Origin of the sequence: Streptomyces sp. NPDC005374 (assembly GCF_042872225.1) — a bacterium.
In the GTDB taxonomy this organism is placed as follows: domain Bacteria; phylum Actinomycetota; class Actinomycetes; order Streptomycetales; family Streptomycetaceae; genus Streptomyces.
The window spans coordinates 458,423-475,197 of sequence record NZ_JBIAKA010000003.1 but is presented as its reverse complement, the minus strand read 5'-3'; the positions used below and the strand labels follow the sequence as shown (position 1 = coordinate 475,197).

Annotated in this window: 14 protein-coding genes; 6 read left to right on the top strand and 8 right to left on the bottom strand. The window is 72.0% G+C overall.

The genetic code is table 11. The features are described 5' to 3' along the window. Positions 1 to 69 precede the first annotated feature (69 nt). Positions 70 to 924, top strand: a complete 855-nt coding sequence (locus tag ACFYRX_RS10440) for a phosphotransferase enzyme family protein (protein WP_389097937.1) — start codon at positions 70 to 72, stop codon at positions 922 to 924. 83 nt (positions 925 to 1,007) lie between these two features. On the opposite strand, the gene ACFYRX_RS10435 is transcribed toward ACFYRX_RS10440, so the two are convergent. Next, positions 1,008 to 1,913, bottom strand: coding sequence for a LysR family transcriptional regulator (locus ACFYRX_RS10435; RefSeq protein WP_389097936.1), 906 nt, complete (start codon positions 1,911 to 1,913; stop codon positions 1,008 to 1,010). Between the two features lie 80 nt (positions 1,914 to 1,993). Here ACFYRX_RS10435 and ACFYRX_RS10430 point away from each other — a divergent pair, with 80 nt between their 5' ends. Beyond that, on the top strand, positions 1,994 to 2,950 hold the full coding sequence (locus ACFYRX_RS10430; RefSeq protein ID WP_389097935.1) for a DMT family transporter: 957 nt from the start codon (positions 1,994 to 1,996) through the stop codon (positions 2,948 to 2,950). Further along, positions 2,920 to 3,417 carry a YbaK/EbsC family protein gene (locus tag ACFYRX_RS10425; RefSeq protein ID WP_389097934.1) on the top strand — a complete coding sequence of 166 codons (498 nt, stop codon included), beginning with the start codon at positions 2,920 to 2,922 and terminating at the stop codon, positions 3,415 to 3,417. The genes ACFYRX_RS10430 and ACFYRX_RS10425 overlap by 31 nt, the downstream gene beginning before the upstream one ends. 7 nt (positions 3,418 to 3,424) lie before the next feature. Here the strand turns inward: ACFYRX_RS10425 and ACFYRX_RS10420 are convergent, their stop codons facing one another. The 4 genes from ACFYRX_RS10420 to ACFYRX_RS10405 form a co-directional block, all read right to left on the bottom strand. Continuing rightward, positions 3,425 to 4,147, bottom strand: a complete 723-nt coding sequence (locus ACFYRX_RS10420) for a 3'-5' exonuclease (protein ID WP_389097933.1) — start codon at positions 4,145 to 4,147, stop codon at positions 3,425 to 3,427. Between the two features lie 111 nt (positions 4,148 to 4,258). Next, the gene (locus tag ACFYRX_RS10415; RefSeq protein WP_389097932.1) at positions 4,259 to 5,533 is read right to left on the bottom strand and encodes an SAV2148 family HEPN domain-containing protein; all 1,275 of its coding nucleotides are present in this window, start codon (positions 5,531 to 5,533) and stop codon (positions 4,259 to 4,261) included. 84 nt (positions 5,534 to 5,617) lie between these two features. Then, positions 5,618 to 6,940, bottom strand: coding sequence for a copper amine oxidase (locus ACFYRX_RS10410; protein WP_389097931.1), 1,323 nt, complete (start codon positions 6,938 to 6,940; stop codon positions 5,618 to 5,620). A gap of 59 nt (positions 6,941 to 6,999) precedes the next feature. Then, complete coding sequence (locus tag ACFYRX_RS10405) at positions 7,000 to 7,818, bottom strand: Tat pathway signal sequence domain protein (protein ID WP_389097930.1); 819 nt, start codon at positions 7,816 to 7,818, stop codon at positions 7,000 to 7,002. A 195-nt stretch (positions 7,819 to 8,013) separates the two neighbouring features. Here ACFYRX_RS10405 and glgX point away from each other — a divergent pair, with 195 nt between their 5' ends. The 3 genes from glgX (at position 8,014) to ACFYRX_RS10390 (ending at position 14,246) form a co-directional block, all read left to right on the top strand. Continuing rightward, positions 8,014 to 10,143 (top strand): glycogen debranching protein GlgX, encoded by a 2,130-nt coding sequence (gene glgX / locus ACFYRX_RS10400; protein WP_389097929.1) that lies wholly within the window; start codon positions 8,014 to 8,016, stop codon positions 10,141 to 10,143. Positions 10,144 to 10,201: 58 nt separating this feature from the next. Further along, positions 10,202 to 12,562: a malto-oligosyltrehalose synthase gene (treY, locus tag ACFYRX_RS10395; protein WP_389097928.1), complete on the top strand. Its 2,361-nt coding sequence runs from the start codon at positions 10,202 to 10,204 to the stop codon at positions 12,560 to 12,562. A 433-nt stretch (positions 12,563 to 12,995) separates the two neighbouring features. Next, positions 12,996 to 14,246, top strand: coding sequence for a M14 family zinc carboxypeptidase (locus ACFYRX_RS10390; protein WP_389097927.1), 1,251 nt, complete (start codon positions 12,996 to 12,998; stop codon positions 14,244 to 14,246). A 27-nt stretch (positions 14,247 to 14,273) separates the two neighbouring features. On the opposite strand, the gene ACFYRX_RS10385 is transcribed toward ACFYRX_RS10390, so the two are convergent. The 3 genes from ACFYRX_RS10385 to ACFYRX_RS10375 form a co-directional block, all read right to left on the bottom strand. Then, the gene (locus ACFYRX_RS10385; RefSeq protein WP_389097926.1) at positions 14,274 to 14,699 is read right to left on the bottom strand and encodes an SSI family serine proteinase inhibitor; all 426 of its coding nucleotides are present in this window, start codon (positions 14,697 to 14,699) and stop codon (positions 14,274 to 14,276) included. Further along, positions 14,696 to 16,045 carry a M14 family zinc carboxypeptidase gene (locus ACFYRX_RS10380; RefSeq protein WP_389098226.1) on the bottom strand — a complete coding sequence of 450 codons (1,350 nt, stop codon included), beginning with the start codon at positions 16,043 to 16,045 and terminating at the stop codon, positions 14,696 to 14,698. Before ACFYRX_RS10380 ends, ACFYRX_RS10385 begins: the two co-directional genes overlap by 4 nt. A gap of 153 nt (positions 16,046 to 16,198) precedes the next feature. Continuing rightward, positions 16,199 to 16,750: an FHA domain-containing protein gene (locus ACFYRX_RS10375; RefSeq protein WP_389097925.1), complete on the bottom strand. Its 552-nt coding sequence runs from the start codon at positions 16,748 to 16,750 to the stop codon at positions 16,199 to 16,201. Positions 16,751 to 16,775: the final 25 nt, after the last annotated feature.

Genomic DNA, 16,775 nt, shown 5'->3' with positions numbered 1-16,775 from the left:
GAACTCGACGCCGTTTCGCGGGGGCGATGCACAGGCATGCACGGCATGTCAGGACCGGGAGGCCGGACGATGGACGAGGCACGGGCACGGGACGTACTGGCCGCGGCCCAGGTGCTGCCGGGGTCGGCGCGGCTGCTCGCCCTGGGTGAGAACGCGGTGTTCGCCGCCGGTGACCTGGTCGTCAAGGTGGGGCGGGACGCCGAGCTTCTCGACCGGGCCCGCCGCGAGCTGGACATCGCGGTGTGGCTGGCCGAGGCGGGGGTGCCGGCGGTGCGGGCGGCCGAACCGAAGGCCCTGCTGGTCGAGGGGCACCCGGTGACGGTGTGGCACCGGCTCCCCGACGCGGTACGGCCCGCCGAGCCGCGGGATTTGGCCGAACTGCTGCGGGTGGTGCACGCGCTGCCGTCCCCGTCCTTCGAGCTGCCTCGCCGTGAGCTGCTGGGCGGGGTGGAGCGATGGCTGCGGCTCGCGGGCGAGGCCATCGACTCCGCCGACGCGGCGTATCTGCGACAGCGGCGGGATGGTTTCGCTGCTGCGGCGGCCGCGGTGACGCCTCGTCTGGAGCCGGGGCCGATTCATGGGGACGCGCTGCCCCGCAATGTCCATGTGGGGCCTGACGGGCCGGTTCTCGTCGACCTGGAGACCTTCTCCTCCGATCTGCGGGAGCACGACCTGGTGGTGATGGCGCTGTCCCGCGACCGTTACGGTCTTCCGTCCGAGGGCTATGACGCGTTCACCACTGCGTACGGCTGGGATGTGCGGGAGTGGGAGGGGTGTTCGGTGTTGCGGGGGGCTCGGGAGACGGCCAGTTGTGCGTGGGTTGCGCAGCATGCGGCGTCGAATCCCAAGGCGTTGGCGGAGTTCGAGCGGCGGGTGGCGTCTTTGCGGGAGGGTGACCAGACGGTGCGGTGGTATTCCTTCTGAGTGGTGAGCGGGTGCGGGTCGTTTGTGGCTGGTCGCGCCTGCGCGGCGGTAGCCGCACATTGATGCAGTCCCGCGCCCCTGGGTCAGTCATCTGCGCCCTGGATCGATCGTGCTGCCGACTTCAGCTCAGCCAACACCGTGCGGACCGCCCTTCTCGCTGTCCTCTCTGGGCGGTACAGGGCGTCGATGCAGCGGCTTGCCTGGACCCCGCTCAGCGGCCTTAGTACCAGTGCCGGATGGCGGCGCGTCGTCCACCTGGGCATCAGCGCCAGGCCTCCCCCCGCTGCGACCACCTCCGCCGCCACCGCGAACTCGTTGATGCGGTGGGCCAGATGGAGCCGGCGACCCGATGCGGCGGCGATCGCCTCGATGGTGGCCATGACCGGGAAGCCGTCGTGGACGGTGATCCAGGGCTCGTCGGCCACGTCTGACGGGGTCACCCGGCGTTTGGCCGCCAGCGGGTGGCCGGCGGGCATCGCCACGTCCAGGGGTTCGTGCAGCAGCGTGGTCACCGTGACCGTGCGCGGCCAGGGCGGGGCGTGGTCGAGGCGGTGGGCCAGGACGAGGTCGTACACGCGGGTGAGGCGGGGGAAGTCCTCCTGGGCGACGTCCTCGTCGGCGAGCCCCACCACCGGGGCGCCGGGGGCGGCGAGGGCGCGCAGCAGGAGCGGGAAGAACGCGGCGCCCGCGCTGTGGAAGGCCGCCACCGAGACCTCGCCGTCGGGCCGGTCCACGAACTCCTCGACCGTGTGCCGGGCGCGCGCCAGCGCCGTCTCCACCTCGATGGCCGCGTCCGCGAGGGCCTGCCCGGCGTCCGTGAGCACCAGCCGGCGACCGTCGCGCTCGGTCAGCGGCACCTTGACCGAACGCTGGAGCAGCCGCAGCTGCTGTGAGATCGCCGACGGGGTCACCAGCAGCGCCTCGGCGACCGCGGTGACGCTGCCCAGTTCGCCCAGCTCCCGCAGGATCCGCAGCTGTCTCTCGTCCATCACGACAGTGTAGGAGTACTGAAAGATCGCTTAAGAAACTCGCTCTGGGCTTCAGAGACGGATCGGTGCAGGGTGGGCAGGTGTCCGACGCCCGCCGTACCGACTCGGTACTCCTGCTGGTCGCGATCGTCTGGGGTTCGAGTTATCTCTCCGCCCAGACGGCGACGTCCGCTCTCCCTGTCCTGCTGGTGCTCTTCGCCCGCTACGCCCTGTCCGCGCTCACCTGCCTGGGAGTCGTCGCCTCCTCCGGGCGAGGGCCGCGCCGGTGGACCCGCGAGGAGCTCCGGACCGGTGTGCCCCTGGGCCTCACCCAGGCAGCCGTCCTGCTCGTCGAGACCTACGGTGTCGCCCACACCAGCGCGGCCAACGCCGGGCTCATCATCAGCCTGACCATCGTCCTCACCCCGCTTCTCGACCGCGCCGGACATCCGGGCGGCCTGCCCGGCGTCTTCTACGCCGCCGCCGGTCTGTGCGTCCTGGCCGTCGGCCTTCTCATGGCGGGCAACGGCTTCCACGCGCCCCGCCTCGGCGACCTGCTCATGCTCGGCGCCGCGGTGGTGCGGGCGGGCCATGTGGCCCTGGTCGGCCGGCTCACCGTGGGCCGGGCGATACGGCCCCTGCACCTCACGACCGTGCAGACCCTCGTCGGCACGGCGCTGTTCCTCGTCCCGGCCGCACGGGACCTCCCGACCCTGGCCGACGCCGGGCCTGCCACCTGGACGCAGCTGCTCTATCTCGCCCTCTTCTGCAGCGTGTTCGCCTTCCTCGCCCAGACCTGGGCGGTGCAGCGCACCTCGGCCAGCCGGGCCAGTCTGCTGCTGGGCACCGAGCCGATCTGGGCTGCCGCGGTGGGGGTCGCCCTGGGCGGCGAGCACTTCACCGTGCTGACGGGGCTCGGCGCGGTCATGATGGTCACTGGCACCTACTGGGGACAGGCAGTGGAACGGGCCCATCGCACAACCACCCTGCGCCACGCCGAAGTTCATCCCCGTGAGGAGGACACCGCATGCCCGACCCCGGCACCTACGACCGTCTGATCTCCCTGCTCGACACCTCCTCCGTCCCCTACGAGCTCATCGACCATGAGCCCGAGGGCAGCACGGACGCCGTGTGCGCTCTGCGCGGGCACCACGCCTCCGAGGCGGCGAAGTGCATCGTGCTGCGGGTCAAGGTGGACCGCCGGACCACGCGAAACGTCCTCGCGGTCGTCCCCGGGGACAGGCGCGTGGACCTGGACGCGATCCGCGCGCTGTTCGCCGCGCGCTACGTCGGGTTCAGCGACGCGGAGACCGCCGAGCGGCTGGCCCGCACGATCCCCGGCACGGTGCTGCCGTTCAGCTTCGACCCCGAGTTGGAGGTCGTCGCCGATCCGGACGTGGTGGCACAGCCCCGGCTGTACTTCAACGCGGCCCGCCTGGACCGGTCGCTGTGCATCTCGGGGGCCGACTACGAGCGGTTGGCCGAGCCACGGGTGGAGCCCATCGCGAGCGCCCTTTCGGATTGACGCCCGCTCACACCGTCTCGTCCGCCGGCTCGCGCAGCGGCCACGTGCCGTCGACCACGGCCGTCGCGTCGCCCTTGCGGCGCAGGAAGCTCTGGAAGTCCGCCGCCCATTCCGCGTACCACTCGATCTGGCGGCGGTGCAGTTGCGCCGGGCCGAAGGCGGCGACCTTGGGGTGGCGGTCGGCTATCGCGCAGGCGAGCCGGGCCGCGGCGAGGGCGTCGGCGGAGGCGTCGTGGGCGGCGTCGAGCGGGACGCCGTACTCCGTGCAGACCGCTTCGAGGTTGCGCTTGCCGCGGCGGTAGCGGTCCACCGAGCGGTCGATGGTGTACGGGTCGATGACCGGCGCGGGGTCGAGGCCGCCCAGGCGCTCGCGCAGCGACGGCAGGCCGTACCGGCGCAGTTCGGCGGAGAGCAGGCTGAGGTCGAACGCGGCGTTGTAGGCGACGACCGGGACGCCCGATTTCCAGTAGGTCGTGAGGACGTCCGCGATGGCGTCGGCGACCTGGTCGGCGGGGCGGCCCTCGGCGGTCGCACGCTCGTTGCTGATGCCGTGCACCGCGACGGCGTCCGCCGGGATCTCCACACCGGGGTCCGCGAGCCATTCCCGGTGCCCTGCGGGCTGCCCGTCCCTGACCTCGATCACGGCTCCCGTGACGATGCGCGCCTCGAGCGGATCGGTGCCGGTGGTCTCCAGGTCGAAGCCGATCAGCAGCTCTCGGTGCCAGCCCATGGGCGGTCCCCCTTCTTGGTGGTGCTTTCCCCCAGTGGTCTCCACCTTCCCATGGGCCACTGACAATCGGACGGCCGCATTCCGCCCACCGCCCCCGCACGAGGGGACACTTCAGGACACCGGCCGTGAATCCGCCCAGTTCGTCTCGAACTCCTCGCGATAGGTCGGGAAGAGGCCGCTGTCGTCCACATCGCCCGGCTTGACCACCCGGCTGCCGTTGCGCAGGACGAGGACCGGCGCCTCCATGCCCCGGGAGCGGCGCAGATAGGACTGCACGACCGCGATCCCGTCCGATCCGTCGCCGTCCACGAGGTAGGCCGTGAAGCGCGGGGTGTCGTCGTAGACCTGGATCTCGAAGGCGCCCGGGTCACGCAGTCTCGACCGCACCCGGCGCATGTGCAGGATGTTCATCTCCACGGCGCGGCTCAACTCGCCGCGCTTCATGCCCAGTTCACGCTCGCGCCGCTTGACGGCGCTGGAGGCCGGGTTCAGGAACAGCAGCCGCACCCGGCAGCCGGCCTCGGCGAGACGCACCAGACGGCGGCCGGAGAAGTTCTGCACCAGGAGGTTGAGGCCGATGCCGACGGCGTCGAGGCGGCGGGCGTCGCGGAAGATGTCCTCGGCGGGGAACTGCCGCAGCAGCCGCACCCGGTCGGGGTGCACGGCGACCACGTCGGCGTACCGGTCGCCGACCAGGTCCTCGACGGCGTCCACGGGCAGCCTGCGGGCGGACGGCACGTCGCCGCCGGCGCCGAGTATCTCAAGGAGCTTGGCCGAGGCGCGCTCGGCCTGGCCGAGGACCGCCTCCGACAGGGCACGGTTGCGGGAGACGACGTTGCGGGTGACTTCCAGCTCGTCCAGGGCCAGTTCGACGTCCCGGCGCTCGTCGAAGTAGGGCTCGAAGCACGGCCAGTGCTGCACCATCAGCTCGCGCAGCTGCGGCAGGGTGAGGAAGCTGAGGACGTTGTCGTCGGCGGGGTCGAGCAGGTAGCCCTTGCGACGGCTGACTTCGCGTACGGCGACCGCGCGCTGGACCCACTCCTGTCCGGCGGGTCCGGCGGCGGCGACCACCCAGTCATCGTGGCCGTGGACGGGTTCGTAGATGGGACGCAGGACAGCGGCCACGACGGCCCGCAGCCGCTGTTCGACGAGGTTCAGCCAGATGTAGGCCCGGCCTGCCCGCTGTGCGCGCGTACGCACCTCGCGCCAGGCGTCGGCGTCCCAGTCCAGCTCCGGCCCGATCGTCGCTCCCGCGTCCATCGGCCGTGCCAGGGACACCGTGCCGGGCGGGACGTCTGCGGAGTTCCCCTCGTGACCCTCGTCACCAGGGGGCAACTCCAGCCCTCCCGAGCCCACCCGCGCACCGCCTTCCGCTCCCCCGAGCACTCCCGGGGGCCCACCCCCACCCAACGATCAAGGAAGGGTACTCCGGGAGCGGTCGGCGGTGCAGCCGGATGGACAGGGTCAATCTCAACTACCGGGCTCCCAGTGCCCGTTCTGCCCCGCGAGCTCGGCCGGAGTGAGCGGATTCATAGCCGTGACGTCCCGGGGGGCGATGGAGAATCCCTGCCAGTGGACCGGCATGGGCTGCTGGTCCTCGTCCCGGGCGATGTGGTGGAAGCCGACGTTCATCCAGACCACGGGGTGCGTGAGGGTCTGGCCGTTGACCCACTTGTCGACGGACTTGCCCGCTCCGGCACCGCAGTTGCCGGTGTTGTTGCTGGCGAACTGCTCGCACTGGTTGTACTCGGTGAAGTACACGTCGTGCTTGGTGAAGCTGCGGCCCGGGTACCTGGTGCTCGGGCCGGGGACGATCTCGTACGACCGCGAGTGCCAGTCCTTGTTCTTGCCGAGCGCGCTGACCATGCGCCACCAGCGGTAGCTCTTGGAGTCGCCGGCGAGTTCCGTGGTGACCGGGGTGCGGGTGGTCTTGACGGTCGCCGCCTGCTGGCCCTGGGCGGCCGCGGTGACCGTCGAGTCGTACTGCTCGACCCGGTTCTTGGAGGAGCCGTCGAGGGCGAAGTCCAGACGCCAGAAGGCGTTGTGGCTGTGGCTGGTGGCCTGGGCGCGGGGCCCCTTGCCGATCGGCCAGCCGCGGCCGTCGCCGGCGTCGTAGTCCTCGTAGGAGAGGCTGCCGGTGGCGCCGAGGTTCATGCTGATGGTGCCGTCGTCCTGGAAGCGCCACTCCGTCATGTACTCGTACCAGCCGACCTGGTTGACCGAGTAGACGAGCAGGTCCTTGCCCTGGGCCTGGTAGACCTTGTTGGCGCTGTCGCCCTGCATGCGGTAGGCGTGACCACGCGAGCGCGTGGTGGTGCACAGGCCGTTGACGTTCGGGTGGTCGGGGTCCCAGGAGTCCGGGACCTTGACGCTCTTGATGGTGCCGCCGGGACACTCGCCCGGGTCCAGGTTCATCAGGCCCTGTGCGAAGCCGAAGCCCGTCAGGTCGTCGTACTCGACGCTGCCGTCGTCATAGGGGACGTGGATCTGGCCGAGCCGGGCGCTGTTGAGGACCTTGAAGGCCTTGGCCTCGCCCTTGGGCTGGTAGGAGATGTTCTCCAGGGTGAGCCCGGCCTTGCTGTCGTAGCGCCAGCACATCCGCCAGGTCGTGCCGCTGGAGAGCTTCTGCTCGATCTTGTACGCGGTGCTGCACTCCGCGGGCGGCGCGGCGGACACGGCCTTCGGCTGGGCGGCGGCCGGTCCGGCGCCGGCCGTCACACCGGCGGCGAGCGCGGCAACCGACAGGCCCAGCGCCGTGTGCCTGCGGGCACGGCTGATTCTGTTGACGTGCATGAAGAAAGGACTCCCTTGCGGAAGGGGCGAGTGGGAGAAGTGGACGAACGGGTGGTGGCTCAGCTCTCGAGCTTGGCGACCTTGCGGGCGCTCAGGTCGATCACGAAGGCCCTGGCGTCGATCCAGGGGCCGTTCTTCACCTTCGGGAACAGCCGCACGCAGCGGTGCTCGCCGCACTTGTCGAGCACGGCCGGCTGGCCGCCCGGGATCGCCCGGTACACCGCGCCGGTGAGCAGCAGCTGGTCGGGAGAGGTGAGTACCTTGCTGGTGGCGTCCTTGTAATCGGACTTCAGGTCCGCGCCCAGCGGGTCGGCGATCAGAAGGCTCGCCGCCTCCGCGTACTCGGCGCTGCTCAGCGGCGGCTGGACGCCGTGCTGGCTGCCGGTCGCGACGACCTTGCCGCTGTCGAGATCGACGGTCCTGGTGACGAGGGTGTCGTCCCGGTAGTCGTAGAAGGTCACGTCCGCGCGGCGGGGCGCGGCCGGATCGTCGAGTTCGTCGGCCCTGGGGTCGGCGAGGTCGACGGTGAGCCGCTCGGGGCCGCGCTCGCCCTCGACGTCCTCACTGGCGTTGAACATCTGCCGGTTCACAGCGATCTGCTCGACCCGCTGGATCTCGTCGTCGGTGAGCGGGTCGCGTCCCTTGCCCTTGTCCCCCTCGGCGGCGGGCGCCGATTCGACGACCCCGGGCGCGACGGCCCCGTCCTGCCCCTGTCCCGCCTGCACGGCGGGCTGTCCCGCGGCCCCCTTGCCGCCCCCGCTGTCGTCCGCCCCCGCCGTGCCCGGCAGGGTGATCCCGATCATCACTGCGGTCCCCGTCACCGCGATCGCCGCACCTGCCACCACTTTCCCCAGGTGGCGGTGCACTATCTTGCGCACATCTTCCCCCTACTCCCCGGCCTGCTCCGGGAGTACGCGTCTGCCCCAATGGTTCGGCACAGACCGATCCTGTGATCGTCCTGTGCTCTGGTCAATGGGTAAGAGGGACGTAAGTCATAGGTGGTTCCCTCACTTTCGTGGACACTCGGGTCCAAGGCGCCCCACGTGGCGCGGGACACCTGAAAGAGTCGTTGCATGCAGGTCTGGCCTGGAGAGGCATATCCACTCGGTGCCACGTACGACGGCGCCGGCACGAACTTCGCGGTCTTCACGGAGACCGCGGACCGAGTAGAGCTGTGTCTGCTTCACGACGACGGCTCGGAAACGGCGGTGGAACTGCGCGAGAGCGACGCGTTCGTCCGGCACGCTTACCTGCCGGGCGTGATGCCCGGACAGCGCTACGGCTTCCGCGTGCACGGCCCGTACGCGCCCGAGCGGGGCCAGCGCTGCAACTCGGCGAAGCTGCTGCTCGACCCGTACGCGCGCGCGATCAGCGGCTCCATCCAATGGGGCGAGGAGGTGTACGGCTACCACTTCGACGAGCCCGACAAGCGCAACGACCTCGATTCGGCGCCGCACATGATGACGTCGGTCGTGGTCAACCCGTACTTCGACTGGGGCGACGACCGGCGGCCCCGGATCGGCTACCACGAGACGGTGATCTACGAGGCGCACGTCAAGGGCCTCACCATGCAGCACCCGGGACTGCCCGAGGAGCTGCGCGGCACCTACGCCGCCCTCGCGCACCCGGCGATCATCGACCACCTGGTGGAGCTCGGCGTCACCACGCTGGAGCTGATGCCCGTCCACCAGTTCGTGAACGACCACCGCCTGGTGGACATGGGCCTGAACAACTACTGGGGCTACAACACCATCGGTTTCTTCGCCCCGCACAACGCGTACGCCTCCTGGGGCGACCGCGGTCAGCAGGTCCTGGAGTTCAAGTCGGCGGTCAGGGCCCTGCACGAGGCCGGTATCGAGGTCATCCTGGACGTCGTCTACAACCACACCGCCGAGGGCAACCACCTGGGGCCCACGCTGTCCTTCAAGGGCCTCGACAACCCGTCGTACTACCGCCTCACCGAGGACCCCCAGTACTACATGGACACGACGGGCACCGGGAACTCCCTGCTGATGCGGTCCCCGCACGTCCTTCAGCTGATCATGGACTCGCTGCGGTACTGGGTCACCGAGATGCACGTCGACGGCTTCCGCTTCGACCTGGCGGCCACGTTGGCCCGGCAGTTCCACGAGGTGGACCGGCTGTCGTCGTTCTTCGACCTGGTGCAGCAGGACCCGGTGGTCTCCCAGGTGAAGCTGATCGCCGAGCCGTGGGACGTGGGCGAGGGCGGCTACCAGGTGGGGAACTTCCCGCCGCTGTGGACCGAGTGGAACGGCATGTACCGCGACACCGTGCGGGACCTGTGGCGGGGTGAGCCGCGGGCGCTCGCGGAGTTCGCGTCCCGGCTGACCGGTTCGTCCGATCTGTACCAGGACGACGGGCGGCGCCCGCTGGCCTCCATCAACTTCGTGACCTGCCACGACGGCTTCACCCTGCACGACCTCGTCTCCTACAACGAGAAGCACAACCAGGCCAACGGCGAGGACAACCGGGACGGTGAGAGCCACAACAGGTCCTGGAACTGCGGGGCCGAGGGCGATACGGACGACCCCGCCGTGCTGGAGCTGCGCGCCCGCCAGATGCGCAACTTCGTCGCCACGCTGATGCTGTCCCAGGGCGTGCCGATGATCAGCCACGGCGACGAGGTCGCGCGCACGCAGCGCGGCAACAACAACGCCTACTGCCAGGACAGCGAGCTGGCCTGGGTGCGCTGGCCCGAGGACGCCGGGGAGGAGACGGAGCTCGCGGCCGGACTGCTGGACTTCACGCGCGCGATGGTGTGGCTGCGCAAGGACCACCCGGTCTTCCGGCGCCGCCGCTTCTTCCACGGGCGGCCCGTGGAGGGCACCCACGACGACCTGTCGGACATCGCCTGGTTCACCCCCGAGGGCGAGGAGATGACGCAACGGGACTGGGACCGGGCCCAGGCCTCGGCGCTGACGGCCTTCCTCAACGGCAACGCGATCTCCGAGCCGGGCCCGCGCGGGGAGCGGATCACCGACGACTCGTTCCTGCTGATGTTCAACGCGTCGCCGAAGACGCTGGACTTCGTGGTGCCGGTCGACCACGGCCGGCAGTGGCAGGTCGTGGTGGACACCGCCCGCCCGGACGGGGTACCGCCCGGCACGGGGCCGAAGGTGCAGGCCGGGGACCGGCTGACCCTGGTGGACCGCAGCCTGACCGTGCTGCAACGGCCTGTCTAGGAGGGCACATGGAGCACGCGATGACACGAAAGGCGGCAGGACGGGTACGGAGAACCCCATGACACCTGAGCGATCCGACCCGGCGGTGCCGACGGCCACGTACCGGCTCCAGTTGCAGCCCGACTTCCCGTTCGGGGCCGCGGCGGCGACCGTGCCGTACCTGGCCTCGCTCGGCGTCTCGCACCTGCACCTGTCCCCCGTCCTGGAGTCCGTGCCCGGCTCGACGCACGGCTACGACGTGGTGGACCACGCGCGCGTGCGCGCGGAACTGGGCGGCGAGGAGGGCCTGCGGGCCCTGTCGCGCACCGCGCGGGAGCACGGGCTCGGCCTGGTGGTGGACATCGTGCCGAACCACATGGCGATGTCCCCGCGCCACAACCGTGCCCTGTGGGAGGTGCTGCGGGAGGGCCCGAAGTCGCCGTATGCGCGCTGGTTCGACATCGACTGGGAGGCGCAGGACGGGCAGGTACTGCTGCCGGTGCTGGGCGGCCCGGTCGGCACGGAGCTCGACAACCTCACGGTGGACGGCGAGGTGCTGCGCTACCACGACCATGTGTTCCCGCTCCGCGAGGGCACCGAGGAGCTGCCGCTGCCGCAGCTCCTGGACGCCCAGTGGTACCGCCCCGCGTGGTGGCGGCTGGCGCGTACCGAACTCAACTACCGGCGCTTCTTCAGCATCTCGGAGCTGATCGGGGTGCGGGTCGAGGACTCGGAGGTGTTCGAGGCCACCCACGCCAAGATCCTGCAGCTCCTGCACGAGGGCGTGGTCGACGGACTGCGGATCGACCACCCCGACGGACTCGCCGACCCCGATGCCTACCTCCGGCGGCTGCACGAGGCGACCGGCGGCCGCTGGACCGTCGTGGAGAAGATCCTCGCGGACGGGGAGCGGCTGCCCGCCTCCTGGCCGGTGGCGGGGACGACCGGCTACGACGCCCTGAGGCACATCGACGGGCTGTTCACGGACCCGGCCGGGTTCGGGGAACTCCTGGGCCAGTACCGGCGGTTCGCGGCCCCGCAGACGGACCGCGGCGGCGACTGGGCCGCCACGGTACGGCGGGCGGCGTACAAGGTGGTCACGCACGAGCTGGCCGCCGAGACCGACCGGCTGACCCGGGTGGCGGCACGCGTGTGTGCCACGTCCCCGGAGCCCGCACTGCGCGACCGCGCACCCTGGGCGCTGCGCACCGCGCTCCAGGAACTCCTGGTCCGGATGGAGGTCTACCGTCCCTACGGCTCCTCGGACGCCGCCGGCGTCGTCACCGAGGAGGCCGCCGCCGAGGCCCGGCAGGCGTTCGTGGTGCCGGAGGAGGCGGGCGCCGTCGACGTCGTACGGGATCTGGTGCTGGGGCGGTTCGGTGACGGGCCGGACCAGGTGGAGTTCCGGACGCGGTTCGCGCAGACGTCGTCGGCGCTGCGGGCCAAGTCCGTGGAGGACACGGCGTTCTACCGGTATGTGCCGCTGCTGTCGGCGACCGAGGTGGGCGGGAACCCCGGGCGTCCGGCCCTCTCGCCGGAGGAGTTCCACGCCTACTGCGCGCGCGTGCAGCGCGACTGGCCGCTGACGGGGACCGTGGTGTCGACGCACGACACCAAGCGCAGTGCCGATGTGCGTGCGGCCCTGGCCGTGCTCACCGAGTGCCCGCAGTGGTGGGCGGACACGCTGGCCGAGGTGACCCGCACCGGCGAGGGCGTGCCGGATCCGCAGCTGGCGTGGGCGGCCTGGCAGACGGTGTTCGGGCTCGGCCCGGCGGCCCCGGAGCGGGTGTGGGAGGCGCTGCTGAAGCATGTGCGCGAGGCGGGGCTGCACACGAGCTGGACGGAGCAGGAGCCCGCGTACGAGGAGGCGGTGGCGGCGTTCGTCGCGGCCGGGCCGTGCGGGCCGCAGGGCGAGCGGGTGACGGGGCTGCGGGCCCGGGTGGCGCCGCACGTCCGGGCGAACGTGCTGGGCGCGGCCCTGGTGCAGCTGACGATGCCCGGGATTCCGGACGTGTACCAGGGCACGGAGGGCGAGTACCTGGCGCTGGTGGACCCGGACAACCGGCGGCCGGTGCGGTTCCCGCCGGAGGACTCCGGCGACAAGGGTGCGCTCACGGCTGCCGCGCTCGGGCTGCGCCGGCGTCGGCCGGACGTCTTCGGGGACTCGGCGACGTACGCTCCGCTGGCCGCGGAAGGCCCCGCCGCCGCACACTGTGCGGCGTTCACGCGCTCCGGTGAGGTGCTCACCGCGGTGACCCGGCTGTCGCTGCGGCTGGCGGAGGCGGGCGGCTGGCGGGACACGGTGCTGCCGCTGCCGCCCGGTGTGTGGGGCGATGTGCTGGCGCCGGGGAGGAAGTTCTCCGGGCGCACGCGCGTGGAGGAGCTTTTCGGGGAACTGTCGGTGGCACTGCTGGAACGGGTCGGCGACAGCACGGACTGAGGGGACCGCCGATTCTCGCCGGCCGCCGCGAACCGCCCTCCGGCGTGCGCACCTTCACCGCGCGCCGCGGCATCGTCCTCGCGACCGGCTCACGCCCGCACATGCTCCCGGGGCTCGTGCCGGGCGGCCGGCGTGTGGTGACGAAGGACGACGTGTCGTTCGCGTTTTTCGCGCCCGGGCTCGCGGCGTCGGTACCGGTGCCCGTGGGCGGTCGGCGAGGTGTTCCCGCCGCCTGCCGGGTCCGCGGCGACGGTGTGGGCCGGGTCGTTGTCGCGGGCGGAAGGGCGCGGACCACCCCCGCTGGCACCCACCGTCCTACCGGCTGACGGTAAATGCCCCTGGGCGCCCCCCGGAGCCTCCCCCACCGCGTCCTTGACACGTCAACCGGGTCGTGCGGTACTGCGGATTGCGAGGCCGGGCGGATGAATCGGGGGTGAGTCTCCTGCCGGAGCTGCGCTACCCCACGGTGACCGAACTGACCCGTTCCGCCCGGGCATTGGCCGCGCTGCGGCCGGACGTCTGCCGCCTGAGGCAGATCGGTGTCTCGCGCGCGGGCAGGCCCCTGCAGGTGCTGTCGATCGGCGACGCCCGGCGTGCCGTCCTGGTCGTCGCGGGCGCCCACTCCAACGAACCGGCCGGCGGCCCCGCGGCGCTCGCGGTGGCCGAACGGGTGCTGGCCGAGCGGGCGTTGAGGCAGGACACCGCCTGGCATTTCCTCCTGTGCGCGGATCCCGACGGCGCGAGCCTCCATGTCACTCCGGCGCCGCGCACTCTGTTCGACTACCACCTGGGCTTCTTCCGGCCGGCCGGTGAGGAACAGCCCGAGTGGGCGCCGTCGATGCTGCCGCCCGACCGGCTGCCGCCGGAGACCCGCGCCCTGACCGGGTTGATCGACGCACTGCGGCCCTACCTCCAGGTGACCCTGCACGGCACCGATCTGGGCGGCAGCTGGGTGCAGTTGACGAAGGACGTCCCCGGTCTCGCCGAGCCGTTCGCCAAGTCCGCGGCGGAGCTGCGCATACCGGTGGAGACCGGCGCCTCGGACGCGGCGGGCTGGCCAGCGTCCGGGCCCGGGGTGCATGTGATGCCGGCGCCGGGCGCGGGGGCGGCGTATCCGAGCATGCCGGACGACGCACGCCTCAGCACCTGGTACCACGCGCACCGATACGGCGGTCTGACCGCGGTGGTCGAGGTACCGATGTGGGCGAGCGACCTGGTGGACGACCCGGCGCCGCATCCGGCACCGGCGGCGGCGATGCGGCGGCTGGCGGGCCGCCTGCTGCGGGAGTCCGGGGCGGTGGACCGGATACTGGCGGACGCGCTGCCACGCCTGGAGGGTGTCGACGGGCCGCTGCTGCGGGCCGCCACCTGGGGGCTGGAGCTGGTGCCGGGGCTGGCCGCGGACTGGATCCACACACGCCCCGCGGACGACACGAGGGCGTACATCGGCAGTGTGGACGCGTTCTCCCGCCGGTTGCCGCTGCGGGCGGCGGCCATGTTGCTGCGGGTCCTGCGGGAGACCGACGACCGCGCCGCGCCACGCCTCGAACGGCTGGTCAGGGTGTGGAGCGACGCCTTCGCCGAGCGCTTCCGGGCCCGCTGGGTGCCGTTGGAGCACCAGGTCGAGCACCAGGCCCGCACGGTCGTGGCGGTGGCGCTGCAGGCGCGCGCACGGACGGGGTGAGCCGACGCCGCTCCACGCGCGCGGGCGTCAGCCGTCCAGCGCGAAGACCGCCCCGGTCCGCGCCGCCATCACGCATCCGTTCGAGAAGGTTTCCCGGTACTCGACGGGTCGGCCCTTCCACTGCCCGCGTGCCTGGACGGTGACCGGCGCGTAGAGCATCGGGCAGTAGACGTCGGCGGGTGGCAGGGCACCGATGTCGCCACCGACGGCGTCGAGTTGGGCGCAGGCCTCGGCGGCCCGGGCGTGGCCCTGGGGCGGGTCGCACAGCAGGAGGGTGCCGCGGGTGTCGCTGGAGCGGCCGTCGCCCTTGGTGACCATGAGGTAGAGGTGGTCGCCCCCGGCGGCGGTTCCGGCCGTCGCGGGGGCCGCTGCGGCGAGCAGCAGGGCGGCCGCCGCCGTGAGACCCGCGCGGGCCGCTCGTCGTACCGCTGTGGCTGTGATCGTGTGCGTCATTCCCGATGCATCGGCACGGCGGCCTCGGATCCCCACCCGGACTCACCCGAACGGGAGCACGCGGGCGCGTGCCGCGCGGCGAGTTCGAAGGCGGCCAGCACGACCCGCGACTGGTACTCGATCTGGCGCGGCACCGGGATCCAGTGTGCCCCGCAGCCGTCGCGGTAGTCGGCGCACCAGGTGTCGATGAGCCGGTCCAGCTCCGGCAGCGCGCCGGCCGGGGCCGCGCCCGCGCGGGTCACGAGCTGGTGCAGGAGCCCGGCCGTGCGCAGGGCGAGGCGGCGTCCCGCGATGCGCAGGGCGGCCAGGTGACCGGTGCTGAGCGGTGGCAGCGGACGGACGCCGTCGGCGACGTCGGGATCCCAGGCGTCGGCGAGTCCGGGGCAGACCAGGAGGTAGTCCTCGACCGGGGCGAGCAGCCGCGCGGCGTCCGGGGCGTCCGAGACATACGGGCGGATCCGCGCCAGGACGTCCTCCAGGAGCCGCGCGTCGCGGCGCAGCGTGTGGCTGACGGTGCGCAGCACGGCGGCCGCGTCGGCGGGCGTGCTGCCGTCCTCGACGGCGGCCACGCCCCACATGGGCGCCTCGACGACGGCGGTCACGGTGCCGTACCGGTGCGGGTGGTACCAGGTCGACTCGACGGCGGCCTCGGTGATGGCGGCGGCCAGGTCGCCGCGCCGGGGCGGCGGGATCCGGTAGACGGCGGGGCCCAGGCACGGCCAGTACAGGGTGTCGTACGGGCCCACCTCGCGCGGGATGCGCAGCCGGGCCGCGGTGTGGGCGACGCGCCGGGCCATGCCGGGCAGGTCGTGGGTGAGTTCCACGAAGCCGCCGCCGACGTCGACGCCGTGCAGGGAGCACTGCAGGAAGGGCCGCAGCTCGTCCTGGAGGGCGAGGAGGGTGCGGGTCTCCGGGAGCGCGGCGGCTTCCGCGCCGTCGGGCAGCCATTCCGGCTGTTCGCCGAAGCCCGGCCGGAAGAAGTTCCGGAAGTAGCGGTCCAGTGAGTACGGGCCGCGCAGCCAGCCCTCGTTGCGGCGCAGGCCGTCGGGGTCGAGGCAGAGCAGCAGGTTCCAGGTCGCGTCCGCGCCGGCGGTGAGCCGGGGGTCGGCCAGGGCCCGCTCGGCCAGTCTGAGGACGGTGCCGCCGCCCACGGGTTCGTTGGCGTGCGGTCCGGCGACGACGAGGGCCTGGCGGCTGCCGTGGCCGACGGAGAGCAGCCACAGGGGGTTGCCCGCGCGGGAGGTGCCTGCCCGGCGCAGTCGGGCGTCCGAGGGATGGCGGGCCACGAGGGCCGCGGCCCGTGCGCCCAGCTCGTCGACGGTCGGGTAGCGGAGGAGGGGCGGCAGGGCACACCTCCACTATGTGGTGCCGTCGGTTCACCTGGTGTGCATGGTGTACGCACAGTCAGTCACGAGTTGACGGGTACGTCAACACCGCGCGGGGGAAAGGGTTTTGAACCGCGACGGCACGTAAAGCCCAGGCCAGAGGTGAGGTTGGGCTCAGTTGACCGCGAGCCGGAAGGCCATCCGGCCGAACCCGACCTGGTCGCCCTCGCGGACGACGGCGGCACCGGTGACCCGCCGTCCGTTGACCGTGGTGCCGTTGGTCGAACCGAGATCCCGCAGCACCCACATACCGCCCTGCCGGCTGAGTTCGGCGTGGACACGGGAGACGGTCTCGTGGGTCAGCCGCAGGCCGTTCGCCGGGTCGCGGCCGATGCGCAGCGCGTGCCCGCTGCCGGGGTGCGGCAGCAGCAGCTTGGGCAGCCGCTCGGCCTGCCACGCCCTGCGCAGCCGCACGGTGAAGCCGGAAACGGCCTCGACGGTGCCGAAGACCAGACGGGAGACGCGATTCTCCTGGGGCAGGTCGGCGGTGAGCGCGACGAGTTCGTCGGACCGGCGCGCGACGAGGGCCAGTTCCATGCGGCGCACGAACGTGTCGTGCGACAGGCGGCCCAGGGCGACGCCGTCACGGAGCACCTTCAGCGCCTTGTCGCGCTCCGCGTCGGACAGCCGCGCGGGGTACGTGTTGAACTCGAAGGACGACGTCACGTTGGTGATTGTCGGGCAGTGAACC